Below are 20408 nucleotides of genomic sequence, written 5' to 3'. Positions count from 1 at the left end.
TTTTGGCCATTTGGCCGCACCGGGGGATTTCATGTTTCGCGCGCCTTGCCACGCTTCGCACCTGTTTTTTCGACCGACCCTTGTCGCCACCTGCCTGGCGTTCAGCCTCAGTGCCCAGGCCGAGTCATTCACGCTGCACTTGCCCGCCCAATCGCTGGCCACGTCCCTGAGCCAGGTGGCGCAGCAGGCAAAAATACAGTTGTTGTTCGATGAGGCGCTGCTCAAGAACGTGCAGGCACCGGCGCTCAACGGTGACTTCACACCGGAAGTTGCGATTCGCAGCCTGCTGAAAAACGGCGAGTTCACCCTGATCAAGGTCGGCAGCACGTATGTGGTAAAGCCCGAAGAGGCCAAGACCACCCAGAGCGGCGCGATCCAGCTGGACGCCCTGAGCGTGATAGGCACCGGCAACCAGGTCGACTCCAGCACCGTCGGCCGCTCAACCATGAACCAGGCGGATATTGATCGCTATCAGCCCAACAACATCCCCGCGCTGCTGCAGAACCTGCCCGGCGTGTTCATGGGCGGCTCGCCCAAACCCGGCGGCCAGACCATCAACATCCGCGGGATGGGCGAGGCCGAAGACGTGCCGATGTCGGTGGATGGCGCCACCAAAAGCGGCTTTGAGCGCTATCAGCAAGGCACGGTGTTTATCGAGCCCGAGCTGATCAAGAACGTCGAAGTGGAAAAAGGGCCGTACTCACCCTTCACCGGCAACGGTGGCTTCGGCGGCTCGATCATCATGGAAACCAAGGACGCCCCAGACCTGTTGGAAGAAGGCCGCAACGCCGGGGCCATGCTCAAATATGGCTACGCCAGCAACGACCACGAACAGGTCTACAGTTCGGCGGTGTATGGCCGTACCGATGATGGCCGCTTCGATGCGCTCGCCTACCTGACGCAACGCGATGGCGGTGACATGAAGCTGGCCGGCACTCCGCCCGATCCCGAAAACCGCTACCCGATCAACCCCAAGCGCTTGCCCAACAGCGCGCAGAATGTGGACGGCAAACTGTTCAAGTTCAACGCCCACCTCACTGACGAACACAGCGTGGGCCTGTCTTACTCGCGGTCCAACAGCCAGCGATGGACCCCGTTCTCAGCCAAAAGCTACCCGACCCCGCCGCTGCAATCCGCGATTGACCGCTATGGTTACGAAGGCGCCTTGAAACGCTTCCTCGCCAACCGTGAAACCATCGATACCACCTATTCGGGCAAGTACCTCTACCAGCCGCTGGACAACCCGCTGATCGACATGAAGCTCAGCTATTCGGTGTCCCATACCGACCAGACCGATGAGCGCGAGGCCGACGCTTCGTTCTCCCTGGCCACGGGTGGGCGCAAGATGGACACGGCCTACGGCGACAAGATTCTGGAACTGCGCAACATCAGCCTGTTCAGCACCGGCCCGCTGGAACACGCCGTGACCACTGGGGTGCAGGTGCGCAAGCACAAGCGTGAAACCGAAAGCTGGATGCCCGGCGCGACCTACAACACTGCCAAGTACAACTACGGGCACTTCCAGCCGTACTTCATGCCCCACGGCAAGGTCGATACCAATGCGTTCTATCTCCAGGACGCGGTGACCCTCGGCGACGTGACTATCACGCCGTCCCTGCGCTATGACCACGTACGTAATCGGGGCGAAGCCAACGATGCGCCGTACTACAGCAACCCGGACCCGAGCATCGGCCATGACTACAGCGACCGCACCTACACCGGTTGGTCCCCGCGCCTGGCCGCCTACTGGAACATCACGCCGGACGTGGCGATGTTTGCCAGCTGGAACAAGACCTGGCGCGCCCCGGTGATCGACGAGCAGTACGAAGTCCAGGGCGTCGGCAGCCGCACCTCCACCAGCCTCAACCTCGACCCGGAGCGCATCACCGCCATCACCGCAGGCAACATCACCAACTTCTCCAACCTCATCGGCCGTGGCGATAACCTGCAACTGCGTACGACGTTGTTCCACAACCGTATCGAGGACGAAATTTTCAAGGCGACTGGCATCGGCTGTGACCGTCAGAACACCGTAGTGGGGAGCATCGACAGCGTCTGCACAAGCGCCGACATGGCCGCCAAGACCAACTACCGCAACGTCGGCGGCATGACCATCAAGGGCTTCGAGCTTGAGGCTTACTACGACTCGACCTACCTGTTCGGCTCGGTTTCCTACTCCTACGCCACAGGCAAACGCGATAACCCCTACACCAACCCGTGGGCCACCGACATCCACGTCTGGGCCCGGGACATTCCACCGGCCAAATGGGTGGTGATGATGGGCAACAAAATCCCAAGCTGGGACGCACAGTTCGGATGGCAAGCGCAGTTCGTGCGCAAGACTGACCGCCTGCCCAGCGATAGATACTCAGGCGGCTTGAACAGCTCGGTGGGCGACACGTTCTACGACCAATACGCCAACGAGTCCTACGCCAGCATGGGCCTGTTCGCCAACTGGAAACCGCAGCAGGCCGGTCTTAAAGGCACCGAGGTCAACTTCACTGTCGACAACCTGCTCAACAACAACTACCGGCCCGCCCTCAGCGGCGACCGTGCCTACAGCCAAGGGCGCAACGCCAAGATCAGCATCACGCGCTTCTTCTGAAAACTGTACGGATGAATCGGCACCCAGCTGTAAGCCCGTAATCGACGAGGGTTGTGGCTAGATGGGCTTCCCTTGAAGCCCTCTGGATTTCGGATCCCTCCCATGAGCTCGCGCGAAAACACCGGCATGGCCCTCGGCCTGCTGGGCGTCATCATCTTCAGCCTGACCCTGCCCTTCACCCGCATCGTGGTGCAGGAAATCCACCCGTTGCTCAACGGCCTGGGCCGTGCGTTGTTCGCGGCGGTGCCGGCGGCGGTGCTGTTGCTGTGGCGCCGTGAGCGCTGGCCGACCTGGCGGCAGGTGCGGGGTTTGTGCCTGGTAATTGCGGGGGTGATTCTGGGCTTCCCGGTGCTGTCGGCGTGGGCCATGCAAACCTTGCCGGCGTCCCATGGCGCGCTGGTCAACGGCCTGCAACCGCTGTGCGTGGCCCTGTATGCGGCGTGGCTGTCCCATGAGCGGCCGTCGAAAGCCTTCTGGGCCTGCGCGGCGTTGGGTAGTGCGCTGGTGTTGAGTTATGCGTTGATCACCGGCGCCGGCAGTATCCAGGCCGGCGACTTATTGATGCTCGGCGCGATAGCCGTCGGTGGCCTGGGCTATGCCGAAGGCGGCCGGTTGGCCAAGGAGATGGGCGGCTGGCAGGTGATCTGCTGGGCGCTGGTGCTGTCCACGCCGGTGTTGATCGGCCCGGTGTGGTACCTGGCGGCGCAGCACCAAGGCGCGATTTCCATGCGCACCTGGTGGGCGTTCGGCTATGTGTCGCTGTTCTCGCAGTTCCTGGGCTTCTTCGCCTGGTATGCCGGGCTGGCCATGGGCGGCATTGCGCGGGTCAGCCAGATTCAGCTGTTGCAGATCTTCTTCACCATCGCGTTTTCGGCGCTGTTCTTTGGTGAACATATCGAGCCGATTACCTGGGTGTTTGCCTGTGGGGTAATCGTCACGGTGATGCTCGGGCGCAAGACGGCGGTGCAGGCTGCGCCAGTCCCCTGTAGGAGCGAGCTTGCTCGCGAAGGTCGCTAACGATAACGCGGGAAACCTGAAAGCCTGCGGTGCTCTCAGGCTTTTCGCGAGCAGGCTCGCTCCTACAGTGGGCGTCGGTCAGATCAGGTAGCCATCCGCGCGCAGCAGGGTTTCCAGGCAGTGCTCAGTGATGTGATAGAACGCCTTCAGTTCCTGGATTTTCTCCAGCAACTGCGCGTTGTCCACCGGCTCCGCACGCTTGACCGCCAGGATCATCTTGTTCTTGTTGGTGTGCTCCAGGGAGATGAACTCGAACACCTTGGTCTCATAACCACAGGCTTCAAGGAACAACGCACGCAGGCTGTCGGTGACCATTTCCGCCTGCTGGCCCAGGTGCAGGCCGTATTGCAGCATCGGCTTGAGCAGCGCCGGGCTCTGTATCTGCAGGCGAATCTGCTTATGGCAGCACGGCGAGCACATGATGATCGACGCGCCGGAGCGGATGCCGGTGTGGATCGCGTAATCGGTGGCGATGTCGCAGGCATGCAGGGCGATCATCACGTCGAGTTCGCTGGGCGCCACGCTGCGTACGTCGCCGCACTTGAACACCAGCCCCGGGTGCTCCAGGCGAGCGGCGGCGGTGTTGCACAGCGTCACCATGTCTTCGCGCAGCTCAACGCCGGTGACTTCGCCTTCGGCCTTGAGGGTGTTGCGCAGGTAGTCGTGGATCGCAAACGTGAGGTAGCCCTTGCCCGAACCGAAATCGGCGACGCGCACCGGTTGGTCCAGCTTCAGCGGTGAGGAGGTCAGCGCATGGCTGAACACTTCGATGAACTTGTTGATCTGCTTCCACTTGCGCGACATCGACGGAATCAGCGCCTGCTTGGCGTCGGTCACGCCCAGGTCGGCGAGGAACGGCCGGCTCAGGTCCAGGAAGCGATTCTTCTCACGGTTATGCTCGGCCGATGGCGCCTCACGCAGTTGTTGCGGCTTGCTCCTGAACAGCGAGCTTTTGTTCTTCTTGCTGTATTCCAACTGGGCTTCGTCGGTCAGCGACAGCAGGTGCGCGTTCTTGAACGACGCCGGCAGCAACTCGGCAATCGCCGCCACGCCGTCGGCCAGCGGCAAGTTCTTGGTGATGTCGCGGGTCTTGTAGCGGTAGACAAAGGACAGGCACGGCTGCTCCTTGACCGTCACCGCCTTGATGATCAGCCGCTGCAACTCGGCTTCGTCACCGACGTACTTGGCCAGCACCAGCTTGATAAAGGCGTTCTGCGCAAGGCTTGTGCTCAACAGTTCGATGAACTGGGCGTGATGATCCGGCGCGGGGCTGGCAGGTTGAGCGGTAACGGACATGAACAAAAACGCCTCGGGCAGGGAATGCCGGGCATTTTAGGGGGGATGGGGGTTTAGGGCACGGGGTTATTTGATCAACGGTACTGCGCCCTTCCCACATTTTTGCTCAGCGGTGTCTGGATTATTCGAGTACGACCAGGCGGTTGGGAAGTTCATTACGTGTCTGAGTCACCGGCACATGCACCTTGAGCAACTCGCCACACGCCTCAATGCAGGCAATAAACCCAGCCAGCGTCTGCCCCTGTTTCACCTGCTGGGTAAACGCCTTGACGATCCCATCCCAATGACTGTCATCCAGGCGGCTGGAGATGCCGTCGTCCACCAGGATTTCCACATAACGCTCGGCCTCGCTGACAAAAATCAGCACCCCGGTGCTACCCAGGGTGTGGTGCAGGTTCTGCTCCAGGAACTGCCGGCGCGCCAGGTTGGATGCACGCCAATGGCGCACCGAGCGCGGGATCAGGCGGGTCGTCACCTTGGGCAGGCGAAACACCAGGCACAACACGATGAACGTCGCCCACTGCGCCAGCAGCAAGGTGTACATGGTCAGGTAGCCCGACAAGTAATGCACCACGCCCGGCACCACCAAGGCGATCAGGCTGGCCCACAGCAGGGGGATGTAGGCGTAGTCGTCGGCGCGGGCCGCCAGCACGGTGACCAGTTCGGCGTCGGTGGTTTTTTCGACCCGGGCAATCGCTTCGGCGACTTGGCGCTGCTCGTGTTCAGTCAGTAATGCCATGGTTGTAGTTGCTCTCTAATTATTGTCATTACCAGCCGCCCGACGCGCCGCCGCCGCCGAAGCCACCACCACCGCCTCGGAAACCGCCGCCACCTCCTCCGCCACCGCCGCCGCGTCCACTGCTGCTGAGGATCGCCAGCAGGATCGCGCCTACCGGCAGGCCCATGCGATTGCACAGCCACAACACGCCGATCAGCAGGATGAACAGCCCGATGGAAAAGCCGGGATTATCCTTGGCAAAGTTGGCATCCGCCACATGCGCCGGCACCGCCAGCGGTTCACCGCCAACCACCTGCACCATCGCCGCCACGCCGTCGCTGATGCCCTGGCTGAAATTACCGGCCTTGAACTTGGGGGCAATCACCTGGTTGATGATCACCCAGGACTGCGCATCGGTGAGCACACCTTCAAGGCCATAGCCGACTTCGATGCGCAACGTGCGCTCATCACGGGCGACGATCAGCAATGCGCCGTTGTCCTTGCCTTTCTGGCCGATGCCCCACTGGCGACCCAATTGGTAACCGTAGTCCTCGATGGGCACGCCCTGCAGGTCGGGCACCGTGACCACCACGATCTGGTCGCCACGGGTCTGTTCCAGCGCCTGCAACTGCTGGGTGATGTGTTCGCGCGTTGCCGGGTCGATCATCTGGGCGGTGTCTACCACCCGTCCGGTCAACGCCGGGAACGTCAGCGCTGCCTGGGCCACACCCACGCAGGCCAGCATCCATAGCGCCAGGCCTATCCGTAATAAACGCATCGACACCTCAGTGCAGCCTATTTGAACTTCACTTGCGGCGCTTTATCGGCATCGGCACTGGTGGCTTCAAAGGTGGCGCGGATCGGCAGATCGCTGTACATCACGCTGTGCCACAAGCGGCCAGGGAAAGTACGGATCTCGGTGTTGTACGCCTGCACGGCCTGGATGAAATCGCGACGGGCCACGGCGATGCGGTTTTCGGTGCCTTCAAGCTGGGATTGCAGGGCCAGAAAGTTCTGGTTGGCCTTCAGGTCCGGGTAGCGCTCGGACACCACCATCAAGCGGCTGAGGGCACCGCTCAAACCGTCCTGGGCCTGCTGGAACTGCTTGAGTTTTTCCGGGTTATCGAGGGTGCTGGCATCCACCTGGATCGAGGTGGCCTTGGCCCGCGCCTCAATCACGGCGGTCAGGGTGTCTTGCTCATGGGCGGCGTAACCCTTGACCACTTCCACCAGGTTGGGAATCAGGTCGGCGCGGCGTTGGTACTGGTTCTGCACCTGGCCCCAGGCAGCCTTGGCCTGTTCGTCCAGGGTCGGAATGTTATTGATGCCGCAGCCGCTCAATACTGTGCTGATCAATAGCAAAGCCGCGACCTTGAAGCCCCAGCGGTAATGTTGTGCTGCTTGCATGGTGTTTCTCCTGCCCAAACTTTATGGAATGTGACGACTAACCCTATAAACCGCGCGCTTGGGGCATAATCCGCCACCACTGGATTGCATCGAGCCAATCAGCTACAAAGATGCCCAGCGCGAAAAAGAGTTCAGAGTGTGCTGCATTTATCTGAACAACACCCGAACAACAATAGACGCTCCCCACATTTTGGCCGATCAGCCTAATCGCTGTGCAGTGAGCCGAAAAAGGATATTCATGAAGAAGCTGTGTTTGCTCGGCCTTGTTGCCACTCTGGCCACCCACCCCGTCTGGGCAGAAACAAAGCCTGCTGCGCTTAAAGACAAGGACGCCTTCGTCAGCGACCTGCTCAAGCAGATGACCCTTGATGAAAAGATCGGCCAATTGCGCCTGATCAGCATCGGCCCGGAAATGCCCCGTGAGCTGATCCGCAAGGAAATCGCCGCCGGCCGCATCGGTGGCACCTTCAACTCCATCACCCGCCCGGAAAACCGTCCGATGCAGGACGCGGCCATGCGCAGCCGGTTGAAGATCCCGATGTTCTTCGCCTATGACGTGATCCACGGCCACCGCACGATCTTCCCGATCAGCCTGGCCCTGGCCTCCAGCTGGGACATGGACGCCATCGGCCGCTCCGGGCGCATCGCCGCCCAGGAAGCCGCCGCCGACAGCCTCGACATCACCTTTGCGCCGATGGTCGACATCTCCCGCGACCCTCGCTGGGGTCGCACTTCCGAAGGTTTCGGTGAAGACACCTATCTGGTCTCGCGGATTGCCGAAGTGATGGTCAAGGCCTTCCAGGGCACCAGCCCCGCGAATGCCGACAGCCTCATGGCCAGCGTCAAGCACTTCGCCCTCTACGGCGCAGTGGAAGGCGGGCGTGACTACAACGTCGTCGACATGAGCCCGGTCAAGATGTACCAGGACTACCTGCCGCCGTACCACGCGGCGATCAAGGCCGGTTCCGGCGGTGTGATGGTGGCGCTGAACTCGATCAACGGCGTACCTGCCACCGCCAACACCTGGCTGATGAACGACCTGCTGCGCAGGGACTGGGGCTTCAAGGGCCTGACCGTGAGCGACCACGGGGCGATCTTCGAGCTGATCAAGCACGGCGTGGCCAAGGACGGGCGTGAAGCCGCCAAGTTGGCAATCAAGGCCGGTATCGACATGAGCATGAACGACTCGCTGTACGGCAAGGAACTGCCGGGGTTGCTCAAATCCGGCGAGATCGAACAGAGCGACATCGACAACGCCGTGCGTGAAGTGCTCGGCGCCAAGTACGACATGGGCCTGTTCAAGGACCCGTACCTGCGCATCGGCAAGGCCGAGGACGACCCGGCCGACACCTACGCCGACAGCCGCCTGCACCGTGCCGAGGCCCGTGATGTGGCGCGCCGCAGCCTGGTGTTGCTGAAAAACCAGAACAACACCCTGCCGCTGAAAAAATCCGCGACCATCGCACTCGTGGGCCCGCTGGCCAAGGCCCCGATCGACATGATGGGCAGTTGGGCGGCTGCCGGTAAGCCTGCGCAATCGGTGACCCTGCTCGACGGGTTGAATGCGGTGATCGGCGAGAAAGGCAAAATCATCTACGCCCGTGGCGCCAACATCACCAACGACAAGGCCGTGGTCGACTACCTCAACTTCCTCAACTTCGATGCCCCGGAAGTGGTGGATGACAAGCGCGCGCCGCAGGTGATGATCGACGAAGCGGTCAAGGCCGCCAAAGATGCCGACGTGGTGGTCGCCGCCGTGGGTGAATCCCGTGGCATGTCCCACGAATCTTCCAGCCGCACCGACCTGAACATCCCGCAAAGCCAGCGCGACCTGATCAAGGCCCTCAAGGCCACCGGCAAGCCGCTGGTATTGGTGCTGATGAACGGCCGTCCGCTGTCGATCCTGGAAGAGAACCAGCAGGCCGACGCCATCCTGGAAACCTGGTTCGCCGGTACCGAAGGCGGCAACGCCATTGCCGACGTGCTGTTCGGTGACTACAACCCGTCGGGCAAACTGCCGATCACCTTCCCACGCTCCGTGGGGCAGATTCCGACCTACTACAACCACCTGACCATCGGCCGGCCATTCACCCCGGGCAAGCCGGGCAACTACACCTCACAGTACTTCGATGACACCACCGGGCCGCTGTTCCCGTTTGGCTATGGCCTGAGCTACACCACGTTCAGCCTCTCGGACATGGCGCTGTCGTCCACCACCCTGAACAAGACCGGCAAGCTCGACGCCAGCGTCACGGTGCAGAACACCGGCAAGGTCGACGGCGAAACCGTGGTGCAACTGTATATCCAGGACGTGGCGGGTTCGATGATCCGTCCGATCAAGGAACTGAAGAACTTCCAGAAAGTCATGCTCAAGGCTGGCGAAGAGCGCACCTTGCACTTCACCATCACCGAGGAAGACTTGAAGTTCTACAACACCCAGCTCAAGTTTGCGGCCGAACCGGGTGAGTTCAATGTGCAGATCGGCCTGGACTCCCAGGACGTACAGCAGCAGACCTTCGAACTGCTCTAACGCCTGACGCGGTCAAAAAATGTGGGAGGGGCAAGCCCCCTCCCGCATTTGATCTCAGTGTTCTTGCTAGCCGCGTCGATCCAGCAGGTTCACCACCAACCGATCAATCCAACCCCACACTCGCTGCTTCACCCGCCGCCACAATGGCCGCGCCTTCCACGCTTCCAGGCTGACCACCTGGCTCTGAGCAAAATCCGCAGTAAAACTCGCCGCCACCGCCTGCGTCAGTTCAGGGTCCAACGCTTCGAGGTTGGCTTCCAGGTTGAAACGCAGATTCCAGTGATCGAAATTGCACGAGCCGATGCTCACCCAGTCGTCCACCAGCACCATCTTCAGATGCAAAAAGCACGGCTGGTACTCAAATATCTGCACGCCCGAGCGCAGCAGACGCGGGTAATAACGATGCCCTGCGTAACGTACGGACGGGTGATCGGTGCGCGGGCCGGTGAGCAGCAAACGCACATCCACCCCACGCCCTGCTGCCCGACGCAACGCGCGGCGTACGCCCCAAGTGGGCAGGAAGTACGGCGTGGCGAACCAGATACGTTGCTGGCTGCTGTTCAGCGCGCGGATCAGCGATTGCAAGATGTCGCGGTGCTGTCGGGCATCAGCGTAGGCCACTCGGCCCAGGCCTGGCCCCGTCGCCGGCACCTTGGGCAACCGCGGCAGACCGAAATGGGTGGCGGGCTTCCACGCACGGCGCGCGACATTGGCGTGCCATTGCCGCTCGAACAGCGCTTGCCAGTCCAGCACCAGCGGGCCGCTGATCTGCACCATTACTTCATGCCAGTCGGCGGTGTCTTGCCCCGGCGTCCAGAACTCATCGGTGACGCCCGTGCCGCCGACCACGGCAGTTTCCTGGTCGATCAGCAACAGCTTGCGGTGGTCGCGGTACAGGTTGCGCATCCAGCGGCGCCAGCTCAGGCGATTGTAGAAACGCAGCTCCACACCGGCGTCCGTCAGGCGTTTGCGCAGCCCAAGGGTAAAGGCCAGGCTGCCGTAATCATCAAACAGACAACGCACCCGCACGCCGCGCTCGGCCGCGAGCACCAATGCTTGCACCATGGCTTCGGCGCAGGCTCCGGCCTCCACCAGGTACAACTCCAACTCCACTTGCCGCTCGGCCCGGGCAATGCCCACCAGCATCTGCGGAAAAAACTGCGGGCCGTCGATCAACAACTCGAAACGGTTGGCGCTGCGCCACGGGAACACTGCGCCGCTCATGTCAGCGCGCCGTAAAAATCAGCACCGCACCCACCGGTACCGACAAACTGATCGACTTGAGCCCGGCCGCTTTGCGCAACACCGCCACCCCCGGCGCCAGGTCGAAATCCTCGGCATGCAACACCACCGGTTCCAAGGTCACCACCTGGAAACGCCGGTCATCCAGGCGCGTGGCCAACAACTCGGCGCTGTAGGTCTGGGTCTTGCCGTGCAGGGTGACGCTCAGGGGCAAGCGCAGTTCCAGTTGCGCGCCGGGGGCCAGGTCATTGATCGGTTGCAGATTGATCTGTGCGCTGATCAGCGCTTCGGGGAAGGTCTTGATCTCGAACAGCTGATTGCGCATGCGCTCGTCACGCAGCGGAATGCCGCTGTTGACCGACTCCAGTTCCACTTCCAATTGCGCCGCGCCCTTGCTGTCGACCTTGCCGTGCAGCACCAGGAAGCGATGGACTTCAGCGATCTCGGTATTTTTGGTGGTGACGAACGACAGGCGTGAGGATTCGTTGTCCAGATACCAGTCGGCGTGGGCGGGTACGGCGGCAGCGACCAGCAGGGCAAAGGCCAGGGGTTTGATAACAGACGCGTTGAACATTAAGGACTCGTAGGGCGAAAAACCTGCACGAACCTTAAGCGCAATGTCACGAACGGCGCAAATCCAATGTGGGAGCTGGCTTGCGCGGTGTCAGGGATTCAGACGACAGCCCTGCCGCTCCCCCAACCACCGCGCGCTGTGCGTACGCCCCAACCCGCTCGCCGTCACTTCACTGCGCTCCGGGTTGTCGCTGAACGCACTCGTGGGCACGTACTGCTTCACATAACCCCGGCAATAGTCGGCTGGATTGTTCGCCACATAGCGGCACGAGCAATACTCCTTGGCGGTATAGGCCGCGATGATGTCGGGGAAGGCTTGCAGGTTGACGCGCTCGTGCCAAACCCAGCCCGACAGGGCGAGCAACAGCACCAGAAAAAGGCTGGTAAACGGCCGACGACGAATCATGGTTGCACCGCCGCAAGCACGCGTTTGAGCAGTTCGTTGTGGCGGTAACTGCCGTCGCGATCATCGCCATAACGCACGATGACCAGATGTTCGTCGGGCATCACGTACAGCGCCTGGCCCCAATGACCGAGGGCGGCGAAGGTGTCGGTGGGGGCATCGGGCCAGGGTCTTGGAGCGCCTTGGTTGAGCCACCATTGGCCACCGGGGACGGCTTCATCCTGGCCTGCGGCGTATTTGTCGAAGGGTTGGCGGTTGAAAGCGACCCAATCTTTGGGCAGCAATTGTTGATTCCCCCAGCGCCCGTCGCGAGCCATCAGCAGGCCGACTCGCGCCAGGTCACGTGCGGTGAGGTAAGCGTAGGACGAGGCGACAAAGGTTTCATCCGCATCGGTTTCCCAGGTGGCGTTGTGAATGCCCAGCGGCTTGAACAACGCATCCCAGGGGTAACTCATGTACGCCTTGTGACCGAGCATGCCCTTGAGCGCGGCGGACAGGATATTGCTGTCGCCGCTGGAATAACGAAAGGCCTGGCCCGGTGCACTGAAGGATTCGGTGTTGGCGCCGAACTCGGCCATATCGGCGCGACCACGGGTGTAGAGCATCGCAACCACCGAGGACTTCAGCGGCGCGTATTCATAGTCTTCCTGCCAGTCCAGGCCCGAGGCCCAGTGCAGCAGGTCGGCCATGGTCACCTTGGGGTGCTGTTTCATCGGCGGGTAAAAACGCGACACCGGGTCGGTCAATTTGAAGCGGTTGTCGCCGTAGGCTACACCCAAGACGGTGGCCATCAGGCTTTTGCTGATGGACCAGGTCAGGTGCGGCGTGCTGGCCGTGGTCGGCGCGGCGTAGCGTTCATAGACAACCACGCCGTCGCGGATCACCAGCAGCGCATCGGTGCGAATGCCTTGGCGGGTGGTGTCATCACGCGGGGGAAAAGCGTAGGCGTCAAGGGCGTCGACAGCGGGGCCGGCGAGCGGCGTACCCTTGGCCCACTCCTTGTCAGGCCAGGTTTCAGCGCAGGCGGTAACGGTGACGAACAGCAGGGCAACGCACAGCAGGCCTCTGACCATGGACACACACTCAACGGAGCATTCAAGCCCGCGAGCCTAGCCGAGGGCGATGACAGATTTGCTACAGGGAGGCTGTCATCCAAGCGTCACCATAACTTCATGGAGATGACACCGAGCCTACATAGCCTGAGTTTGGACAAACAAGTCGACCGGCCGGAACGTGGCTGGCACTCGGAGATTCGCCATGACTCAGATCGCCCGCATCAGCGACACCGGCAATGAACGCCGTCTGCAAGCCGAACGCCTGGTTGGCGCACAAGCGTTGCAGGAAGCCCAGGCCCTGCGGTTCAACGTGTTCAGCGGCGAGTTCAACGCCAAGCTGAAAGGCGCGGAACATGGCCTGGACATGGATGACTATGATGTTCACTGCAGCCACATCGGCGTGCGGGACTTGAACAGCGGTCGACTCGTCGCCACCACCCGTTTGCTCGATCACCAGGCCGCCAGCACCCTGGGCCGGTTCTACAGCGAAGAAGAATTCAGCCTGCATGGCCTGCTGCATTTACAGGGCCCGATCCTGGAAATCGGCCGCACCTGCGTCGACCCGGCCTACCGCAACGGCGGCACCATCGCCGTGTTGTGGGGCGAGCTGGCCGAAGTGCTCAACCAGGGCGGCTACAGCTACTTGATGGGCTGCGCGAGCATCCCGATGCACGACGGCGGCATCCAGGCCCACGCGATCATGCAGCGCCTGCGCGAACGCTACCTGTGCAATGAACACCTGCGCGCCGAACCGAAAAAACCGCTGCCGGCGCTGGACCTGCCGACCAACGTAATCGCCGAGATGCCACCGCTGCTCAAGGCCTATATGCGCCTGGGTGCGAAGATCTGCGGCGAGCCGTGCTGGGATGAAGATTTCCAGGTGGCCGACGTGTTCATCCTGCTTAAGCGCGATGAGCTATGCCCGCGCTATGCACGCCACTTCAAGGCGGCCATGTGATGAGCCGCCTGCGCGTGTACGGGCGCATTGCCCGCGTACTGGTGGTAGTGGCGCTGGGCTTGAGCATGGCCAGTGTGTTCGGCGTATTCGAACGGTTGGGCGTGGCCAACTCGATGGTGCGCCGCCAGCGCTGGTCGCGGTTCTTCATGGCGCGGCTGACCAACGCCCTGCCCTTTCGCGTGACCGTGCACGGCGAGGTACCGCAAACGCCGATGCTGTGGGTGAGCAACCACGTGTCCTGGACCGATATTCCGTTGCTGGGCGCAGTGGCGCCGATGTCGTTTTTGTCCAAGGCCGAAGTGCGCACCTGGCCGGTGGCCGGCTGGTTGGCGGCAAAGGCCGGTAGCTTGTTTATCCGTCGCGGTTCGGGTGACAGCCAGCTGATCCGCAAGCAGATGACCCGCCATCTGGAACAACAGCACCCGCTGCTGATGTTCCCCGAAGGCACCACCACCGACGGCCGCAGCCTGCGCACCTTCCACGGGCGCTTGCTGGCCAGTGCGATTGACGCGGATGTGTCGCTGCAACCAGTGGCCATCCGTTATCTGCGCGATGGGCAGATCGACCCGCTGGCACCGTTTATTGGCGATGACGATTTGCTCTCGCACCTGATGCGCCTGTTCGGCAATGACCAGGGCGATGTGGAAATCCATGTGCTCAAGCCGATTGCCTGCGCCGGGCAGGAACGTGCGGCGCTGGCGTTCCAGGCGCAGCAGGCGGTGCAGAAGGCGTTGTTTGGGCCGGTGCCGGAGACTGAACAAGTGCATGCTCGACCGGCTTTTGCAGCCTGAGATGTGAACACAGTTCAAATGTGGGAGGGGGCTTGCTCCCGATAGCAGTGGATCAGCCAGCATCAGTGGTGGCTGGCACACCGTAATCGGGAGCAAGCCCCCTCCCACATTTAGCTTTGTGTTGTCAGGTGGTTATGCGCGAAGGCTTGCAGTTCGGGGTAGAAGATCCGGAAGTCTTCACTCAACGGTTCATACAACTCACGCAATTCCTGCATCGCACACCCTAATTCCTGGGGTTGTGTCAGCCGCCGCGAAATCCCGCGCAACACCGGCTCCATCACCGCAAACTCGCGGTACGACCCCAACCAATCATCCGCGGCCATAGACGGCGCAATCTGCGCCAGCCGTCCCGGTAACTGCGGTTCGGCAGCCAGTACGCGGTACACCTGCGAGGTGAAGTGCTCCAGGGGCTGGTCGGCGTACAGCACCCAATCCCGCGCCAGGCAGTGATCGAAGAACACATCGAGGACAATCCCGGCATAGCGCCGGCGAGTCAGGCTGAAGCGCGACAACGCCTCCCCCACCAACGGGTGGCTGTCGGTGAAGCGATCGATCGAGCGATGCAACTGGATCGCCGATTCGATTTGCGGGCTGAACTGGCCCTGCAGGCGGCCTTTGACGAAGTCGCCATAGAGGCTGCCCAGCAGTTGCGCAGGAAGTTGGCCGCCCAGGTGCAGATGTGCGAGATAATTCATGCCGCGCAGTTTAGCACTGCCATCAACGTATCGTTATAACCCGATATACCGATTTAGCCTGATATCAGAGCAAAATCATATTTGTATATCGGGATATAACGATTTAAGGTTCGCCTCATCGCGATATAACGCTTTACGACACCGAGCACCTGCCATGTCCATCGACCTCGACGAAATAATAAAAGCCCTGGCACACCCAGTACGACGAGACATCCTCACCTGGCTGAAAGACCCGAAAGTGCAGTTCCCCGAGCAAGTGCACAACCACGAATATGGCATCTGCGCCGGGCAAATCGACCAGCGCTGCGGCTTGTCCCAGTCGACCGTGTCGGCCCACCTGGCCACTTTGCAACGTGCGGGACTGATCAGCAGCCAGAAGGCCGGGCAGTGGCACTTTTTCAAGCGCGATGAGGAAGTGATCCAAGCCTTCCTCGCGGCGCTTACCACTGAACTCAGCGCTGAAATCAGCGCGCCGTTGTAACAAGGAAACGATAATGCCCCTCTCGCTACTCATACTGGCCCTGAGCGCCTTCGCCATCGGCACCACCGAGTTCGTGATCATGGGTTTGTTGCCCGATGTGGCGGCAGACCTCGGCGTGTCGATTCCCGGCGCCGGCTGGCTGGTCACCGGCTATGCCCTGGGCGTGGCCATCGGTGCACCGTTCATGGCACTGGCCACCGCCAAGCTGCCACGCAAGGCGGCCCTGGTAGCGTTGATGGGTATCTTCATTATCGGCAACCTGCTCTGCGCCCTGGCCAGTGACTACAACGTGCTGATGTTTGCCCGTGTGATCACCGCGCTGTGCCACGGTGCGTTCTTCGGCATCGGTTCGGTGGTCGCCGCCAACCTGGTGCCGGCCAACAAGCGCGCTTCAGCCGTGGCCCTGATGTTCACCGGTTTGACCCTGGCCAACGTGCTCGGTGTGCCGCTGGGCACCGCGCTGGGCCAGGAAGCCGGCTGGCGCTCGACCTTCTGGGCGGTGACGGTGATTGGTGTGGTAGCGCTGATCGGCCTGATCCGCTTCCTGCCGGCCAAGCGTGACGAAGAAAAACTCGACATGCGCGCCGAGCTGGCCGCCCTCAAGGGTGCCGGTATCTGGTTGTCGCTGAGCATGACCGCGCTGTTCGCCGCGTCCATGTTCACCCTCTTCACTTATGTTGCGCCGCTGCTCGGCGATGTCACCGGCGTCTCGCCCAAAGGCGTGACCTGGACCCTGCTGCTGATCGGCCTGGGCCTCACCGTGGGCAACATCATCGGCGGCAAGCTGGCGGACAAACGCCTGGCGACCACCCTTATCGGCGTGTTTATCAGCATGGCGGTGGTGTCCACCGCGCTGACCTGGACCAGCGTCGCCGTGATCCCGACCGAAATCACCCTGTTCCTGTGGGCCACCGCTTCGTTTGCCGCCGTACCGGCGCTGCAGATCAACGTGGTGACCTTCGGCAAGGCTGCACCGAACCTGGTGTCCACCCTGAATATCGGCGCCTTCAACATCGGCAACGCCCTCGGCGCCTGGGTGGGCGGCAGCGTGATTGCCCACGGTTTCGGCCTGACCAACGTGCCTCTGGCGGCAGCCGCCCTGGCGATCCTGGCGCTGCTGGTGACCCTGATTACTTTCCGTCAGGGCGGCGATGCCGACCTGGCCCCTGCGACCAACTGATCAACTTCAAAGAGAAGGGTGTTTTCCCATGACGACTATTTTCGATCCGATCAAACTGGGCGACCTGGAATTGTCGAACCGCATCATCATGGCGCCGCTGACCCGCTGCCGCGCCGATGCCGGCCGCGTACCCAACGCGCTGATGGCCGAGTACTACGTGCAACGTGCTTCCGCCGGGCTGATCCTCAGCGAAGCCACCTCGGTGACACCGCTGGGCGTGGGCTACCCGGACACGCCGGGCATCTGGTCCAATGACCAGGTGCGCGGCTGGGCCAACGTCACCAAGGCCATTCACGGCGCGGGGGGCAAGATCTTCCTGCAACTGTGGCATGTAGGGCGGATCTCCCATGAGTCCTACCTGAACGGCGAAACCCCGGTGGCGCCGAGCGCGATCCAACCCAAGGGCCACGTCAGCCTGGTGCGCCCATTGGCCGACTACCCGACGCCGCGCGCCCTGGAAACCGCTGAAATCGCCGACATCGTCGACGCTTACCGCACCGGTGCCGAGAATGCCAAGGCCGCCGGCTTTGATGGCGTGGAGATCCACGGCGCCAACGGCTACCTGCTCGACCAGTTCCTGCAAAGCAGCACCAATAAGCGCACCGACAACTATGGGGGTTCCCTGGAAAACCGTGCACGCCTGCTGTTGGAAGTGACCGATGCGGCCATCGAAGTCTGGGGCCCTGGCCGTGTGGGTGTGCATTTGGCACCGCGCGCCGACTCCCACGACATGGGCGACGACAACCTGGCCGAAACTTTCACCTACGTCGCCAGCGAACTGGGCAAGCGTGGCATAGCGTTCATTTGCTCCCGTGAAAAGGAAGGGGCGGACAGCCTCGGCCCCCAATTGAAAAAAGCCTTCGGCGGCGTGTACATCGCCAACGAACGCTTCACTAAGGACAGTGCCAATGCGTGGCTGGCGGCTGGCAAGGCGGATGCGGTGGCCTTCGGCGTACCGTTCATTGCCAACCCGGACCTGCCGGCGCGCCTGAAGACCGATGCGCCGCTGAACGAAGCACACCCGGAAACCTTCTACGGCAAGGGCCCAGTGGGTTACATCGACTACCCGACCCTGCCGCTGTAATCGGCCGAAACCTGAAACCAAATGTGGGAGAGGGCTTGCCCCCAATAGCGGTGCGTCAGTCACAGTATGTGTTGACTGAACCACTGCCATCGGGGCTAGCCCCCTCCCACATTGTTGGCTGCGTGCAGGTTCTGGCTACATTGCTTCACAGAACCGCAACAAAATCCCTACAAAATACTTAGGCGGCTACCTATCAACCGCCCGCCAGCCCGTATATAAAGTCACCCCACCAATCAGGCAGAAGGACGATTGACTGTCCTTGGGCTTTACTGTTGACACACACTGATGCAATTACGCATTTTGTCTTAATTGCGCAGGCTGGGGCTCCAGCGCAGCATGTCCAGCCCTGCATCCACCCAGCGTTCGGCTTCCTGATGTAACTGGAAGCTGTCGGGTACCAACAGCCACTGGCCAATCAGGCCGTTGATGTAGGCATGGATGCACACCGCGCCACGGGTAGTGTCGAGATTTTCCGGAAGTTGCCCGCGATGGACTGCGTTACGCAGTGTCAGGCCGATACGCAGGTTGCATTCCAGGCTGTGGGTCTGGCGCTGCCGGCGCATGTCGCACATTTCATCGGTGAATTCGCACTTATGGAACAGGATCTCATTGATGCGCCGGGTTTTCGGGTCCAGGGCCACTTGATGGAACAGATGAATCAGCAGCTTGCGCATACAGCCCAGCGGGTCGATTTCGTCCTCGCTTTCGCTGGCCCTGGCCAACTCGTCCAATGGCTCATGCAAGGTGTCGAGCAACGCCTGCAACAGATCGGATTTATTGCTGAAGTGCCAGTAAATGGCGCCCCGCGTCACACCGGCCAACGCGGCGATGTCCGCCAGCGTAGTCCGCGCAACGCCGCGCTCATAGAAGGCTTGCTCGGCAGCATCGAGAATCTGGCTGCGCGTTTCCTGAGCTTCCTCTTTGGTGCGACGAACCATGGCAGTAAAACCTCAATCAGGGCAACAGGGACTGACGTTAACGCAGAGTTAACAAGCGCTAACGATCATCTGAATAATTGTGGGACGGCACCGTCATGGGCGCCGAACGTACTAAAATCGAGGCTTTTGACGATGCTTTGTAAGCATTGCGCAAAACCTGTCAAGAGTTTACAAACAACCATGAACGTAAGTATATTGCGTAGCAAGCTACTTATCCACTCACGGCTTGTTTTTTACCCTTCCACCCTTCTTGTGCGCACCCTGCGCGCCTGACCCGAGGATCTTCATGCAACTTAAGCCAGCTGTTACCGCTCTGGTCACTGCCGTCGCCCTGGCATCGCTGCTCAGCGGATGTAAAAAGGAAGAAGCGGCTCCGCCCGCTCAAGCCCCTCAGGTCGGCGTGGTCACCATTCAACCGCAAGCCTATACCCTGACGTCCGAGCTGCCAGGCCGCACCACCGCCTACCGCATCGCGGAAGTTCGCCCACAGGTCAACGGCATCATTCTCAAGCGCCTGTTCAAGGAAGGCGCGGATGTGAAGGAAGGCCAGCAGCTCTATCAGATCGACCCGTCGGTCTATGACGCCACGCTGAAAAGCGCACAAGCCAGCCTGACCCAGACCAAGTCCATCTCCGACCGCTACAAGCAGTTGGTCGATGAGCAAGCCGTCAGCCGCCAGGAATACGACACCGCCGTGGCCAACCGCATGACTGCGGAAGCAAACGTTCAAACCGCCCAGATCAACGTGCGCTACACCAAAGTGTTCGCGCCGATCTCCGGGCGTATCGGCCGTTCTTCGGTGACCGAAGGCGCGCTGGTCAGCAATGGCCAGGCCGATGCCATGGCCGTGATCCAGCAACTGGACCCGATCTACGTCGACGTCACGCAGTCTTCGGCTGAAATGCTGAAACTGCGCCGCGACCTGGAAAGCGGCCAACTGGAAAAAGCCGGCGCCAATGCCGCCAAGGTCAAGCTGACCCTGGAAGACGGCAGCGACTACGGCCACGACGGCAAGCTGGAATTCTCCGAAGTCTCGGTCGACCAGACCACCGGCTCCGTGACCCTGCGCGCCGTGTTCCCCAACCCTGACCACACCCTGCTGCCGGGCATGTTCGTACACGCCCAGCTGCAAGCCGGCGTGAACAGCAAGGCCATCCTCGCACCACAGCAAGGCGTGACCCGCGACCTCAAGGGCATCCCGACGGCACTGGTGGTCAACGCCGACAACAAGGTCGAGCAGCGTGTACTGGTGGCCAACCGCACCGCCGGCGCCTACTGGCTGGTTGAAAAAGGCCTGAACGCCGGTGACCGCGTGATCACCGAAGGCTTGCAATACGTCAAGCCGGGTGTGGAGGTCAAGGTCAAGGAGGCTGACAACGCCAAGCCCGCCGGTTCCGCCGCTGCTCCTGCTGCCGCGCCTGGCCAGGGGGAGTAA

The 20408-nt window shown here is 61.5% G+C and carries 19 protein-coding genes and 1 pseudogene; 10 read left to right on the top strand and 10 right to left on the bottom strand.

Annotation, left to right across the window (positions count from 1 at the left end; genetic code table 11):
• The first annotated feature begins 31 nt into the window (after positions 1-31).
• The 3 genes and pseudogenes from M2397_RS03980 to M2397_RS30340 all read left to right on the top strand — a co-directional run.
• On the top strand, positions 32-2605 hold the full coding sequence (locus M2397_RS03980) for a TonB-dependent receptor (protein WP_259242323.1): 2574 nt from the start codon (positions 32-34) through the stop codon (positions 2603-2605).
• A gap of 102 nt (positions 2606-2707) precedes the next feature.
• The gene (locus M2397_RS03975; RefSeq protein ID WP_145334953.1) at positions 2708-3622 is read left to right on the top strand and encodes a DMT family transporter; all 915 of its coding nucleotides are present in this window, start codon (positions 2708-2710) and stop codon (positions 3620-3622) included.
• Positions 3576-3692: pseudogene (locus M2397_RS30340) on the top strand (outer membrane lipoprotein carrier protein LolA); the annotation flags it as partial. The gene M2397_RS03975 and the pseudogene M2397_RS30340, both read left to right, overlap by 47 nt.
• A gap of 8 nt (positions 3693-3700) precedes the next feature.
• Here the strand turns inward: M2397_RS30340 and M2397_RS03970 are convergent.
• The 4 genes from M2397_RS03970 to M2397_RS03950 form a co-directional block, all read right to left on the bottom strand.
• Positions 3701-4918, bottom strand: a complete 1218-nt coding sequence (locus M2397_RS03970; RefSeq protein ID WP_259242322.1) for an SAM-dependent methyltransferase — start codon at positions 4916-4918, stop codon at positions 3701-3703.
• Between the two features lie 121 nt (positions 4919-5039).
• Positions 5040-5657 (bottom strand): TPM domain-containing protein, encoded by a 618-nt coding sequence (locus tag M2397_RS03965; protein ID WP_131697160.1) that lies wholly within the window; start codon positions 5655-5657, stop codon positions 5040-5042.
• 28 nt (positions 5658-5685) lie between these two features.
• Positions 5686-6414, bottom strand: coding sequence for a YgcG family protein (locus tag M2397_RS30265; RefSeq protein ID WP_145334957.1), 729 nt, complete (start codon positions 6412-6414; stop codon positions 5686-5688).
• A 17-nt stretch (positions 6415-6431) separates the two neighbouring features.
• The gene (locus M2397_RS03950) at positions 6432-7043 is read right to left on the bottom strand and encodes a LemA family protein (RefSeq protein ID WP_259242321.1); all 612 of its coding nucleotides are present in this window, start codon (positions 7041-7043) and stop codon (positions 6432-6434) included.
• 238 nt (positions 7044-7281) lie between these two features.
• Here M2397_RS03950 and bglX point away from each other — a divergent pair, with 238 nt between their 5' ends.
• On the top strand, positions 7282-9573 hold the full coding sequence (gene bglX / locus M2397_RS03945) for a beta-glucosidase BglX (RefSeq protein WP_131697163.1): 2292 nt from the start codon (positions 7282-7284) through the stop codon (positions 9571-9573).
• A 66-nt stretch (positions 9574-9639) separates the two neighbouring features.
• Here the strand turns inward: bglX and M2397_RS03940 are convergent, their stop codons facing one another.
• The 4 genes from M2397_RS03940 to M2397_RS03925 all read right to left on the bottom strand — a co-directional run bounded on the left by M2397_RS03940 (position 9640) and on the right by M2397_RS03925 (position 12864).
• Entirely contained in the window at positions 9640-10797 is a 1158-nt protein-coding gene (locus M2397_RS03940) for a phosphatidylserine/phosphatidylglycerophosphate/cardiolipin synthase family protein (protein WP_184744399.1), read from the bottom strand.
• A gap of 1 nt (position 10798) precedes the next feature.
• Positions 10799-11389, bottom strand: a complete 591-nt coding sequence (locus M2397_RS03935; protein ID WP_259242319.1) for a YceI family protein — start codon at positions 11387-11389, stop codon at positions 10799-10801.
• 90 nt (positions 11390-11479) lie between these two features.
• Positions 11480-11794 carry an amidase gene (locus tag M2397_RS03930; RefSeq protein ID WP_131697166.1) on the bottom strand — a complete coding sequence of 105 codons (315 nt, stop codon included), beginning with the start codon at positions 11792-11794 and terminating at the stop codon, positions 11480-11482.
• Positions 11791-12864, bottom strand: coding sequence for a serine hydrolase (locus tag M2397_RS03925; RefSeq protein WP_259242318.1), 1074 nt, complete (start codon positions 12862-12864; stop codon positions 11791-11793). The genes M2397_RS03930 and M2397_RS03925 overlap by 4 nt, the downstream gene beginning before the upstream one ends.
• Before the next feature lie 184 nt (positions 12865-13048).
• Here M2397_RS03925 and olsB point away from each other — a divergent pair, with 184 nt between their 5' ends.
• Positions 13049-13804: an L-ornithine N(alpha)-acyltransferase gene (gene olsB / locus M2397_RS03920; RefSeq protein ID WP_145334961.1), complete on the top strand. Its 756-nt coding sequence runs from the start codon at positions 13049-13051 to the stop codon at positions 13802-13804.
• On the top strand, positions 13804-14595 hold the full coding sequence (locus tag M2397_RS03915) for a lysophospholipid acyltransferase family protein (protein WP_131697169.1): 792 nt from the start codon (positions 13804-13806) through the stop codon (positions 14593-14595). The genes olsB and M2397_RS03915 overlap by 1 nt, the downstream gene beginning before the upstream one ends.
• Before the next feature lie 110 nt (positions 14596-14705).
• Here M2397_RS03915 and M2397_RS03910 read toward each other — a convergent pair whose 3' ends face one another.
• Positions 14706-15290, bottom strand: a complete 585-nt coding sequence (locus M2397_RS03910) for an ACP phosphodiesterase (protein WP_184744401.1) — start codon at positions 15288-15290, stop codon at positions 14706-14708.
• A 154-nt stretch (positions 15291-15444) separates the two neighbouring features.
• On the opposite strand from M2397_RS03910, the gene M2397_RS03905 reads away from it, so the two are divergent.
• The 3 genes from M2397_RS03905 to M2397_RS03895 are packed head-to-tail and all read left to right on the top strand — an operon-like array spanning position 15445 to position 18035.
• Positions 15445-15771, top strand: a complete 327-nt coding sequence (locus tag M2397_RS03905) for a helix-turn-helix transcriptional regulator (RefSeq protein WP_131697171.1) — start codon at positions 15445-15447, stop codon at positions 15769-15771.
• A 13-nt stretch (positions 15772-15784) separates the two neighbouring features.
• Positions 15785-16951 carry an MFS transporter gene (locus M2397_RS03900; RefSeq protein WP_131697172.1) on the top strand — a complete coding sequence of 389 codons (1167 nt, stop codon included), beginning with the start codon at positions 15785-15787 and terminating at the stop codon, positions 16949-16951.
• A 28-nt stretch (positions 16952-16979) separates the two neighbouring features.
• Positions 16980-18035, top strand: a complete 1056-nt coding sequence (locus M2397_RS03895) for an alkene reductase (RefSeq protein ID WP_131697173.1) — start codon at positions 16980-16982, stop codon at positions 18033-18035.
• 305 nt (positions 18036-18340) lie between these two features.
• Here the strand turns inward: M2397_RS03895 and M2397_RS03890 are convergent, their stop codons facing one another.
• On the bottom strand, positions 18341-18973 hold the full coding sequence (locus tag M2397_RS03890) for a TetR family transcriptional regulator (RefSeq protein ID WP_090408288.1): 633 nt from the start codon (positions 18971-18973) through the stop codon (positions 18341-18343).
• Between the two features lie 286 nt (positions 18974-19259).
• On the opposite strand from M2397_RS03890, the gene M2397_RS03885 reads away from it, so the two are divergent.
• Complete coding sequence (locus tag M2397_RS03885; protein WP_131697174.1) at positions 19260-20408, top strand: efflux RND transporter periplasmic adaptor subunit; 1149 nt, start codon at positions 19260-19262, stop codon at positions 20406-20408.

Origin of the sequence: Pseudomonas sp. BIGb0381 (genome assembly GCF_024809815.1) — a bacterium.
In the GTDB taxonomy this organism is placed as follows: domain Bacteria; phylum Pseudomonadota; class Gammaproteobacteria; order Pseudomonadales; family Pseudomonadaceae; genus Aquipseudomonas.
This window is presented reverse-complemented; position numbering and strand designations above follow the sequence as displayed.